The sequence below is a fragment of the Nonlabens sp. MB-3u-79 genome, from assembly GCF_002831625.1.
Taxonomy (GTDB): Bacteria; Bacteroidota; Bacteroidia; order Flavobacteriales; family Flavobacteriaceae; genus Nonlabens.
This window is the reverse complement of sequence record NZ_CP025116.1, coordinates 1,062,943-1,075,189: the sequence shown is the minus strand read 5'-3', so window position 1 is coordinate 1,075,189 and position 12,247 is coordinate 1,062,943. Positions and strand designations below refer to the sequence as shown.

Genomic DNA, 12,247 nt, shown 5'->3' with positions numbered 1-12,247 from the left:
ATGAAACAGTTGTTATTATTTATTTCGGTTATTTTCTTCTCCAGTTGTGCCTCTCAAAAAGCCATCAACATTCCAGAGATGGAGCAGTCTATAGATGCCTGGCACAATGCCGCATCACAAGCTAATTTTGAGAACTATTTTGATCTGATGACAGACGACGCTATTTTTATAGGCACCGACGCGACAGAAAACTGGCAAGTTGCCGAATTCAAAGCTTATTCCCAACCTTATTTTGACAAAGGAAAAGCATGGTCCTTTACCTCTTTAGAACGTCATGTGTATGCCCTAAATGGAATGGCTTATTTTGACGAATTGTTAGATACTCAAATGGGAATATGCCGTGGCAGTGGTGTCATGAAAATGCAAGATGGAAAGTGGAAAATTGCACATTATGTGCTTTCTATAGCCGTCCCTAATGATCATGTTTCCTCGCTTACCGAAATGAAAAAAGAGTGGGATAAAAATTACATAAAACAACTGCGAGACCACTAAAATTAGAAATACCTACTTAAATACATACCCATGAAAAATCTACTGACCTTACTGATTTTTGCTTGTTGTATAACGGCATTTGCTCAGAAAAAAGCACTTACTCACGCCGATTATGACTTATGGAAACGCTCCTCCAGCCGAGAGATTTCTCCTAGTGGTAACCTAGTTGCCATAAGCGTCGTTACTTCCACCGGAGCTGGAGATGGCTATCTGGAAATTCACAACCTAGCAAAAGATACCAAACACACTTTTTTCAATGGCGATAATCCGCAAATAAGCGCCGATGAGAATTACGTCTATTTCCTTCAAAAACCCGAATATCAAAAACTGAGAAACGAACAAAAAAAGGAAATAGATAAGGACAAGCAATCCAAAGATACTTTTATGGTCTACGAAGTAGCCTCTGGAACTATCATTGACTCTATACAACGAGTAAAAAAATATCAAGCCAGTGATAAGCGCAATGATTTTATTATCATTGAAAAGTACAAAGACCTGAAACAAGAAAAGAAAAAGGACACAACAGCTGTAAAAGAAACCAAAAAAGAAAAAAAACGCCGTTTAAAAAAGGAGCTTAAAAAAAAGACTAAAGAAGATGGTAAAAAGAAAGAAGTAGATTACACGGAAGAAGATTACCTCCTAATTTACCAGCCTGTTTCTAAAACAAAAGACAGCATTGATAGTTTTGAACACTATGAAATGCCTCGAGAAGGAACTGGTTTTATCTACTCTCGTAATCAAGGTAAAAAGAAAAAAGATCAGGGCATTTATTACTACGATGCTAACAGCCGAACTTCTACCACGCTATTAAATAATGCATGGCGCTATAAAGACCTTTCTATAGATAAGTACGGCAAGCAATTCGCCTATAAAGTGGCGATGGACAGCACAGAAACAGACTCCCTCAAATTTGAATTGTATTATCAAAAAGACAGGGATTCTCTGACTCGTCAGTTGGGCTATGGAGAAGGTAATATCAAAGACGGCTGGAAATTAACAGAGCAAAGAAAAGCGGTGTTTTCTGAAAACGGAAAACGTTTAATCTTCTACACACAACCTAAGATAGAGTACACCATTGACACTACTTTAATGAAAGACGAGATCGCACAAGTAGATGTATGGAATTACAAAGATGGCATGATACAACCAGAGCAAAAAACACGTTTCTCCAGTCTGGAAAACAAATCGGCAACGGTGGTTTGGGATACAGAAAAAGGCAGTGTTCAATTTCTCAATGATTATGATATGAGCGATACATACTGGGATAAGGATATGGAAGGAGCTTATGTGATTTATGAAAATACCAATAAATATGATGTATCCAGATCCTGGGAATATCCATGGAGGGCAGATTATTTAGTAGAGAACCTCAACACCCGCAGCAAAAAATTTATCATCAATAATTCTGGAAGTGCTCCGATAAGAAATCCAAATAACACGCATGTAGTCTACTTCAATTTTGACACGCAAGACTGGCACATGATGGATCTAGAAACACAAATAGGTAAGAATCTAACCAAGTTTGTAGAAGTAAGTTTTGCAGATGAGGATGACGATCATCCCGCACTTGCAGGATCTCATGGTATTGGAGGTTTTGATACCGATGGTTTTGCCCTCATTTATGATAAATACGACGTTTGGAAACTAGACGTCACCGGTGTTCTAACTCCAGAAAACTTAACTAAAACAGGTCGTAAAAATAAAATCACTTACCGTACAGAAAATTTAGATAGAGAAAACCCTAGTCTAGTTACTTATGTCGACGGTAAGTTATTGCTTTCTGCCTTTGATCACAATACAAAAGCAAGCTCGTTAATGATGTTAACCGCCAATGGTATAGAGCCTTTATATGAGGTCAGTGATCGTGATGTGTCCGCTTTCGCGAAAGCGGAAAACTCAAATGCTTTATTGATTACATCTGGAAATTTTCAAGAATATCCAGATATCCAATACCTCACTCCAAAGGTTAAAAAACCATTGACTGATATGAATCCGCAGCAGAAGGACTTTAAATGGGGAACTGTAGCGCTATTTAAATGGAAGGCTTATGATGGAGTACCTTTAGAAGGTCTTATTTATAAACCAGATAACTTTGATCCAAAGAAAAAGTATCCTTTGATCGTTTATTTCTATGAAAAATCTGCAGATGGATTACACCGTTACAACGCTCCACAACCTAGTGCAAGTATCGTTAACTTTTCTTATCTAACGAGCAATGATTATGTGGTTTTTGTGCCAGACATTGTTTACAAAGATGGGCATCCAGGTCAAAGCGCTTACAACTGTATTGTTTCAGGAACCGAAGCCGTAGAAAAATTAGGCTATATAGACTCTAGTAAAATGGCTTTGCAAGGTCAAAGTTGGGGTGGGTATCAAACCGCTTATCTGGTTACAGTGACTAACAAATATGCAGCTGCTATGGCTGGAGCGCCAGTATCTAACATGACGAGTGCTTATGGTGGCATACGTTGGGGCAGCGGTTTAAGCAGGGCTTTTCAATATGAGAAAACACAAACAAGAATAGGAGAAAACCTTTGGGATGGACTGGATTTATATATAGAAAATTCTCCTTTGTTTCATATTCCTAAAATAGAAACACCCTTGTTGATGATGCATAATGATGAAGATGGTGCCGTACCTTATTATCAAGGTATAGAAATGTTTATGGGTATGCGCAGGTTAAATAAACCCTCCTGGCTACTGGTTTATAATGAAGAGGCTCATAACCTTAGAAAGATGAAAAACAGAAGAGATCTATCGGTAAGAATGATGCAATTCTTTGATCATTACCTCAAAGATGCACCCGCACCATTATGGATGACAGAAGGCTTATCCAGAGATAGAAAAGGGAAGCAGATGGGTTATGAACTGGACACAAAAACAACTGCAAAAGAGTAATTCCTATATATATTCTCGATTAACAACCTGATTTGTTGATCAAAACACCTAAAAATAATGTCTTTAGGTTAAAAATAATAGCGTTTTTAACTAAATTAATGAATTAGTAATCAACGCTCATTATATTGCATATCCTTAATGGAATTCCAAATGAAAAAATTATTTAGCATTTTAGTATTTATTCTTAGCGCTTCTGCTATCGCACAATTAGGGGCAGATGCTCCATGGATGCAAGAATTGATGCTTCAAAAAAACGGTGTTACACCTACTTATGAAGAAATAAAAGCTGCTGGAGAAAGTTACTGGCAAGTTCATGATAAGGATGCAAAGGGAAGTGGTTACAAACCTTTTATGAGGTGGGTAGATAGAGCTGAAGCTTATGTAAAGGCAGACGGTACGTTACAGTCTGCTTTAGATATACAAAACGAACTCCAACAAGATTTATTTAAAAACAATTTAGTAGATAATTCCAACTGGGTTCCTGTAGGACCCTTTAGCTTTACAGCAACTGGTTCTTGGTCACCTGGTCAAGGTAGAGTGAATACGCTAGTGGTAGACCCTAATAATTCCAACACCTATTATATGGGTACGCCTGGAGGTGGTGCTTGGAAATCCACAGACGCTGGAACTACTTGGAGCCCAATAACAGACTTTCTTTCTCAAATAGGAACAAGTGCCATTGCAGTAGACCCTAACAACTCTAATGTTGTTTATATAGGAACTGGAGATGATGATGCAGGCGATACCTATAGTATAGGAATGCTTAAATCAACTGATGCTGGCGCCACCTTTAACACTACTGGATTGACATTTTCGAGGGGTGGAAATATTAGTGAAATCTACATAGACCCTAATAATAGTAACAACATTTACATTTCTTCTAGTAGTGGGTTTTATAAATCTACGGATGCTGGTACTACGGTTACAAGAACATTTAATGGTAATGTTAAGGATATCAAATTTAAACCCGGAGATTCTAATGTCATTTATATGGCTACGTTGTCGCAATTCTTTAAATCTACCAATCAAGGAGCGACTTGGACACAAATCACTTCTGGACTACCTACTAATCAAGGAAGATCTGTAATAGGAGTTTCACCTGCAAATTCAAGTTATGTTTACTTGCTCATAATTGATAGTAGTGCAGCCCTTGTAGGTGTTTATAGATCTAACGATGATGGTGTTTCTTTTTCTAAAAGAGATACGGGAACTGATATTTTAGAAAGTTCTCAAGGATGGTATGACCTAGCTCTAGAGGTTTCCCCAACTAATGCAGAAACTATTTATACAGGATGTCTTAATGTTTGGAAATCTACCTCAGGAGGATCTTCATTTACCAAGATCAACAGCTGGAGTAATAGTTCTCAAGCGGCATATACGCATGCAGACATTCATCAGATAAGACAATTTGGCAATGAGTTATTTGTTCTGTCTGACGGTGGAGTGTATAGAAGCACTAATGCAGCAGCAAGCTTTACTGACCTTACTAGCAGTGCACAAATAGGTCAATTTTATAGAATTGCTGTAGGAAAACAATCCAGTGCAGACATTGCAGGTGGATTGCAAGATAATGGTGGCTTTACGAGAAGCGCAAGCTCTTGGAAGAATTATTATGGTGCTGATGGAATGGAATCTGGGATTGATCCAACAGACTCCAACATTAGATATGGCTTCACACAACGTGGTGGTGGCTTATATATTTCTACAAATGGAGGAAACAGTCTCTCAAGCAGTATAAATGGTCCAGAACAAGGGAACTGGATCACACCTATGAAAACCGATAGTAGAGGAACTATTTATGCCGGTTACTCCATGTTATATAAAGTTGTTGGCGGATCTTTTACTGCGGTATCTCCGGCCTTCAATTCTAATATTGATGTTTTAGAAATAGATCCTAATAACGATAATGTCATTTATGCTGCAGTTAATGAAGTTTTATATAGAAGTATCGATGCTGGCGCAAACTTTATTAGCATATTTAACTTTCCTGAAAATATATCTGCTCTAGAAGTCAATGCTAACAATAGTTCTATTGTTTATGCTGCAACTAGATTCTCTGATGGACAAGTGTATAAAAGTACGAATCAAGGTGCCAGCTTTTCAAACATCACTAGTAACCTTCCTAATTTGGGTAAAAATACTTTAGTACATCAAGCACTAAGCGTAGACGAACCTTTATTTGTGGGGACTACTGTAGGTACTTATCGATATGATGAAAGTGCTGGACTATGGGAATCATTTGGAAATAACTTGCCTAATGTAAATATTAGGGATCTAGAAATAAACACTAATGACAACACCTTGACAGCTGGAACCTATGGTAGAGGTATCTGGCAAACGGCTGTCCAACGCGTTGCTCCCAATACAGACGTAAAATTAGTTGAGCTTCTCACTAATGGTGGTGACATAGCTTGTGGGAATAATGCTGTCAACATCATCTTAGAAAACGCAGGAATGACTGCTATAAATAGCGTTGACATCAATTACAGTATTGATGGAGGGACCAGTGTTTCACAGCAAACAAGTGTGTCTATCGCTCCGCAGGGAATAGCTAGTATCACTATTCCAGGACTTAATCTAACTTTAGGAACGCACACTATCGATGTCATCGTGACCACAATAAATGATTATTTCATTAATAATAATGAAGGCTTTATAGAGATTTTAAGCAACTCTTCTGGTGTAGTGAATGATTTACACCAATTTGAAAATAGAGCATTTCTTACCTCCAATGAAGGTGATCCATTTTCTGCATGGCAACGAGGTACAGCAAATGGCGCTGTTTTAAGCAGCGTAATTACAGGATCGACAAATGTCTACGGTACAAATATTTCTGGACCATATGGTAACAATTCTACCAGCTATTTATATTCGGGTTGTTATGATTTATCTAATGCGACCAACCCTGTTTTATCTTTTGATATGGCTTTTGATATAGAAAACAACTGGGATTTATTATACATGGAATATTCAATAGATGGTGGAGGTAACTGGAATATTCTAGGCTCTGCTGCTGATCCTAACTGGTATAATTCTAATAGATTCCCTAACAATTCAAATTGTTATAATTGTATAGGTGCCCAATGGACAGGCTCTTCTACAATATTAACTAATTACAACCTTTCTTTAAGCGCTCTTAATAACCCTACAGAAGTCGTTTTTAGATATGTTTTAAGAACAGATCAATCGGTTACTAATGAAGGAGCGGTGATTGATAACTTTGTAATTAATGGAACCTTAAGTACCCAATCCACATCTCTTGAAGATATGTTTTCCATCTATCCCAACCCATCGGCAGGAGTTTTTAATATCGCATGGAATGCTGCTCAAGAATTTGATTACAGTGTTTACGATGTAAGTGGGAAAAAAATTGCTGCTAGAAAAAAGAATTCCGGAACTACGCACCAGGTCGATTTATCTGGAGTGTCTCAAGGAATGTATTTTATAAATATCTCCACCGCGACAGGATCAGTAACTCAAAAATTGATTGTAAGATAATCGACAACTGATCCTTTTTTTACATCCAGTATGTTTTAAAATGTACTTGGTATAAAAGGCTTTTCTCTTGGGAAAGCCTTTTTTTTGGTTCTTTTACTCCCCACTAAATGAAAAATAAATACTGCCTAAATGGATAGTTGTATTGATAATAAAGCAGTTGACAATTGAATAAAATTATTTTGTACCTTAGATAGCCAATTCTAAAATAATAATAATTGAACTAAAAAGGAGCAAAATGAAAATTAAATCAACCTTATTAATAGCTGGAGCAGCCATGGTTGTACTAGTTTCCTGTGACACTAAAAAAGATGTCGAGGTAAAAGAGCAACCTGGACTAGAACTGAGTTACATGGATAAAAACACCTCTCCAAAAGATGATTTTTACCGCTTTGTAAACGGTGTCTGGATCGATTCCACAGAAATTCCTGACGATCAAACTGTTTGGGGCGGATTCAACAAATTAAGAAAAGATACCGATGCAGATGTGCTTGCTATCCTTGAAATAGCTATGAACGATAAAGGTCTTGATCCACAATCAGATCAAGCAAAAGCCGTTTATGTTTTTCAAAGCATGATGGATAACAAAGCTCGTAACCAAGCGGGTTACCAGCCACTAGTTCCTTACCTAGAACAAATTGAAAACATCAAATCCCTAGATGAATTACTAGATGTTAAAGCAGCCTTAGCTAAAAAAGGATTGAATGCTTTCTTTTATGTAGGAGTGGCACCAGATGCTATGGATACTAATATGAATGCAGCCCAGTTAGGGAACGGGTCTTTAGGAATGGCTCGTGAATACTATGTAGGAGAAGATGAAGACAGTAAAGAAAAACTAGCTAAATACCAGATGCACGTTGCTAGAATGTTAGGAATGACAGGGATGGAAGAAGCTAAAGCTCAAGCAACAGCTATAGAAATTGTTGCTTTTGAAAAATCTATGGCTGCTCCTAGACTCGACAAAGTGACGAGAAGAAACCCGATCAAAACTTATAATCCAATGACCGTAGAAGGCCTTCAAAAAATTGCTCCTTTAATAGACTGGAAATCCTATTTTGATAAAGCTGGAATGAAAGACTTTGATAATCTGATTGTAAGTGAGCCAGATTACTTAAAGGCTTTAAACAGCATGTGGAAGCCAGCAAATCTGGAAATCATGAAAAAGTATATGAGGTGGTCGCTCATTGACAATGCTGCCAGCATGCTTTCCACAGATTTAGAAGAAGCAAATTTTGACTTTTATGGCAAAACTATGGGTGGTGCAAAGGAACAACGCCCACAAGATGAGCGCGCCCTTGCAGCCGTAAATGGAACTTTAGGAGAAGCTCTAGGACAACTCTACGTTGATAAAAAGTTCCCGCCAGAAGCTAAAGCCAAAGCTAAGGAAATGATAGAATACGTAAAGAAAGCTTATAAAAAGCGCATCAATGACTTGGAATGGATGAGTGCTGACACCAAGACCAAGGCAATAGAAAAACTCAACGGAATGAACATTAAAATAGGGTATCCAGATAAATGGAAAGACTATTCTGAAATGCAGATTATAAGTCCTAAAGATGGTGGCACTCTATTTGACAACATGCTAGCTGTTCAAGAGAATAACTATAATGATAATATGAGTAAGCTGGGAGAACAAGTAGACAAGACAGAGTGGTTCATGTCTCCACAAACAGTGAACGCTTATTACAATCCTTATTATAATGAAATCGTTTTCCCTGCAGCTATTTTACAACCCCCTTTTTACAATTATGAAGCAGATGCTGCCATCAACTTCGGTGGTATGGGTGCTGTTATAGGACATGAAATCTCCCACGGTTTTGATGATCAGGGTGCAAAATTTGCTGCAAATGGTAATATGACCAATTGGTGGACCGATGCTGATAAAGAACAATTTGAAGCATTAGGGAAAGATCTTGCAGTACAATACGATGCGATTGAGGTATTGCCCGGTATTTACATTAACGGCTCTTATACACTAGGTGAAAACATTGGTGATTTAGGTGGGGTAAATGCTGCTTATGACGCCCTTAATATGTGGCTGGAGGATAAAGGGGAGGTAGAACCTATTGATGGGTACACACAACAACAACGTTTCTTCTTAAGCTGGGCAAGTGCCTGGCGTACTAAAATGAGAGACGAGGCCCTGAAGCAACGTATCAAAGGCGATACGCACTCTCCAGGAATGTATCGCGGTTATGTGCCACTTCAAAATATTCAAGCATTTTATGACGCTTTTGATATTGACGAAAAAGATGGTATGTACATCGCTCCTGAAGATCGTGTATTGATTTGGTAAAGAATTTATAGAACTTATATTAAGGCTTTCTTAACAGAAGGCCTTTTTTTGTATCCATCTGCTATATTTAGCATCTCTTAAATAGAAATCATGAAAAACTATATTCTATCTATTATTGCTGTTGTTAGTTTCGCTTTCGCGAAAGCGCAACCTAACTCCGACTACGTCAAAGAAAACTATACCAAAACGGTAGAAAATATCTCCATGCGAGACGGCGTGAACTTATACACGGTCATCTACGCACCAAAAGACACTTCAAAAGAATATCCTATGATGTTACAGCGTACTTGTTACAGCGTGCGACCTTATGGAGAAAACGAGTACAAAAGCGCCTTAGGACCTAATAAATTCATGATGGAAGAAGGCTACATCTTTGTCTATCAAGATGTGCGTGGTCGATGGATGAGTGAAGGCGACTTTGATAATATGAGACCACATATTGCAGGTAACGATGTCAACAATAAGAAAGACATTGACGAGAGCAGCGATACTTACGACACCATAGAATGGCTTATCAATAATGTCCCTAACAATAATAAAAAAGTAGGCCAATGGGGTATTTCTTATCCGGGATTCTATACCGCAGCGGCACTTCCAGAAGCTCACCCCTCTCTAGTAGCTTCTTCTCCGCAAGCACCTATAGGAGATTTTTTCTTTGATGACTTTCATCATATGGGAGCCACTTTACAGAGTTATTTAATGGCTTATCCTGTTTTTGGACATCAGACAGAACCTACTACCGAAAGTTGGTACAATGACAAGTGGGATAAAATGAGAGCTGCAGGAAACTTAAAAGACAGTTATGATTTCAACATGAAGTTAGGATCACTGAAAAATGTCACTGAAAATATATTTCCAGATAATTTCTTTTGGAAAGATGTAGCAACACACCCTAATTACGACGAATTCTGGCAAAAACGCGCTATTATCAATCATCTAACAGATGTAGATCATGCGGTAATGACTGTAGGTGGCTGGTTTGATGCTGAGGATCTTTATGGACCTCTCAATATCTATAAGAGTGTAGAACGTAATAATCCTACTAATAAAAACAACACCATCGTAATGGGTCCATGGAGTCATGGAAACTGGTCTAGAGAAACCGGTAAGCAAATGGTGAACCACATCTACTTTGGTGATAGTATCTCTACCTTTTATCAAAAAAATATTGAAACGCCATTTTTTGAGCATCATTTAAAAGGAGAGAAGAACCCACAGTTGCCTGAAGCTTATATGTTTGATACGGGTTTAAAAGAATGGAATCAGTTTACGCAATGGCCCCCTAAAGACGCTCAAATTACTTTTGGATTTGGGAAAAATGGGGAGTTGTTGATCAATGAAGCCGGCGACAAGAATGTAAAGCACTCCTACATAAGCGATCCTATGAAACCGGTTCCTTTTAGAAGTGAAGTAACACCAGTGACTTTTACGCCTAGAGCTTACATGACCGACGACCAGAGACATGCTTCAAGAAGACCTGACGTACTGACTTTCCAGACGGAAATTCTAGACAACGACATGCGACTTGCTGGAGAAATTCAAGCTAACCTAGAGGTCATCTTAAAAGACATTACCGATGCAGATTTTATTGTAAAAGTTATAGATGTCTATCCAGATGACGAACCAAATGGCGAGTACACCCCTGAAAATATAACTCTTGCAGGTTACCAACAACTGGTGCGAGCAGAAACTTTTAGAGGTAGGTTTAGAAATGATTTTTCTAAACCAGAACCTTTTAAAGAAGGAAAAAAGACTCAAGTAAATTTCCCTTTACAAGATGTGTTGCACACCTTTAAAAAAGGACATAGAATTATGATCCAAATTCACAGCACATGGTTCCCATACATAGATCGCAATCCGCAAAAGTACGTGGACAATATATTTGAGGCTAAGGAAAGTGATTTTACCGTAGGACAAGTCACTATTTTAGGAAGCAGCCAAGTGACAGTAGGAGAGAATAAGGCTATTGAAATGCAATTACCTAAGATGAAACAGTAGTATCAAATCCCTATTATAGGAAAAGCTCCTTAAATTCATAAGTTGATTTAAGGAGCTTTTTTATGTCCTGCTATGAACGTTCATGGAAAATAAATTAAAAAAACAGTATTTCATCGAATACTTATGCCTTTTAACTTGTTTTTTAAATAAAATAGTACATATTAGGAGTCGCCCAAAATACTCTAGACATGGAAGCAAATTATCTTGAAGAAAAAAAGCCTAATCTTATCCAGGCAACTTATCAATTGGTTACTGGTATTATCACATTAATTGCTAAAACCTTTTTTACGTTTTAAATAATTAATTTTTTATCCTAAAATAAATGGATCATCAAGTCCTACTGATCTCCGGCATGCCACTCGGCATAACTGGTTTCTGTCTCGCGCAATCGCAAGTGATGCAGTGCGATAGTAGCAGGCAATCGTTTTTGAATTTTATCGGCAAAATCGATGATCATCATCTCGCTGGTAGGCTGGTAATCTACTAAAATAACGTCGTGCCCACGATCTGAAAGTTCTTTGGCCAGTTCTACGTGGGGTGTATTTTTATTAAACACCGTTGCATGATCAAAAGGATCTACAATTTCTTCTTTGATGATCTTTTTTAAATCACCAAAGTCAATCACCATTCCGTGCTTCACATGTCCCAACTCATCAATAGGAGTCCCTATAACCGTTACGGCAAGCTTATAACTATGTCCATGCACATTACGGCATTTCCCGTCATAACCATAAAGAGCGTGACCAGTTTCAAATGTAAATTCTTTAGTAATACGTACTTTTCTCATCCTTTGTGTTTGTATTTATTATAAACCACTACAATAATGAGCAGTATCCCCAGCACTAAAAACAGTCCTGAGCCACCTAAAAACCCCATGATATCTAAGAACGTAGTGTCCTCTATGAGTAATGCATTCATTGATTACTATTTTGTGCTGCAAAGATACTATTTAAGAAGATGTTTGTGGTTGTTAGGCTTTCTATCTTCTGTAAAGCGTAAAAGTTCCTACTGGAGTCGGTTCCTTATTAAAATGGAGTTATCATCTAATTCATTTCCTATCTCCACTAG

Annotated in this window: 7 protein-coding genes; 5 read left to right on the top strand and 2 right to left on the bottom strand. The window is 37.8% G+C overall.

Translation table 11 applies throughout. From position 1 onward, the window contains the following. From CW736_RS04840 to CW736_RS04820, 5 genes are all read left to right on the top strand, one after another. Entirely contained in the window at positions 1-492 is a 492-nt protein-coding gene (locus CW736_RS04840) for a nuclear transport factor 2 family protein (protein WP_101012832.1), read from the top strand. 30 nt (positions 493-522) lie between these two features. Beyond that, positions 523-3,390 (top strand): alpha/beta hydrolase family protein, encoded by a 2,868-nt coding sequence (locus tag CW736_RS04835; protein ID WP_101012831.1) that lies wholly within the window; start codon positions 523-525, stop codon positions 3,388-3,390. Positions 3,391-3,540: 150 nt separating this feature from the next. After that, positions 3,541-6,888 (top strand): T9SS type A sorting domain-containing protein, encoded by a 3,348-nt coding sequence (locus CW736_RS04830; protein ID WP_101012830.1) that lies wholly within the window; start codon positions 3,541-3,543, stop codon positions 6,886-6,888. Positions 6,889-7,123: 235 nt separating this feature from the next. Continuing rightward, positions 7,124-9,181, top strand: a complete 2,058-nt coding sequence (locus CW736_RS04825; RefSeq protein WP_101012829.1) for a M13 family metallopeptidase — start codon at positions 7,124-7,126, stop codon at positions 9,179-9,181. Between the two features lie 90 nt (positions 9,182-9,271). Then, positions 9,272-11,179, top strand: coding sequence for a CocE/NonD family hydrolase (locus CW736_RS04820; protein ID WP_101012828.1), 1,908 nt, complete (start codon positions 9,272-9,274; stop codon positions 11,177-11,179). A gap of 337 nt (positions 11,180-11,516) precedes the next feature. Here the strand turns inward: CW736_RS04820 and CW736_RS04815 are convergent, their stop codons facing one another. Together CW736_RS04815 and CW736_RS14315 are read right to left on the bottom strand one after the other, a co-directional pair. Beyond that, the gene (locus tag CW736_RS04815) at positions 11,517-11,966 is read right to left on the bottom strand and encodes a 6-pyruvoyl trahydropterin synthase family protein (protein WP_101012827.1); all 450 of its coding nucleotides are present in this window, start codon (positions 11,964-11,966) and stop codon (positions 11,517-11,519) included. Next, positions 11,963-12,097 (bottom strand): hypothetical protein, encoded by a 135-nt coding sequence (locus CW736_RS14315; protein WP_262493803.1) that lies wholly within the window; start codon positions 12,095-12,097, stop codon positions 11,963-11,965. The genes CW736_RS04815 and CW736_RS14315 overlap by 4 nt, the downstream gene beginning before the upstream one ends. Between the last annotated feature and the right edge of the window lie 150 nt (positions 12,098-12,247).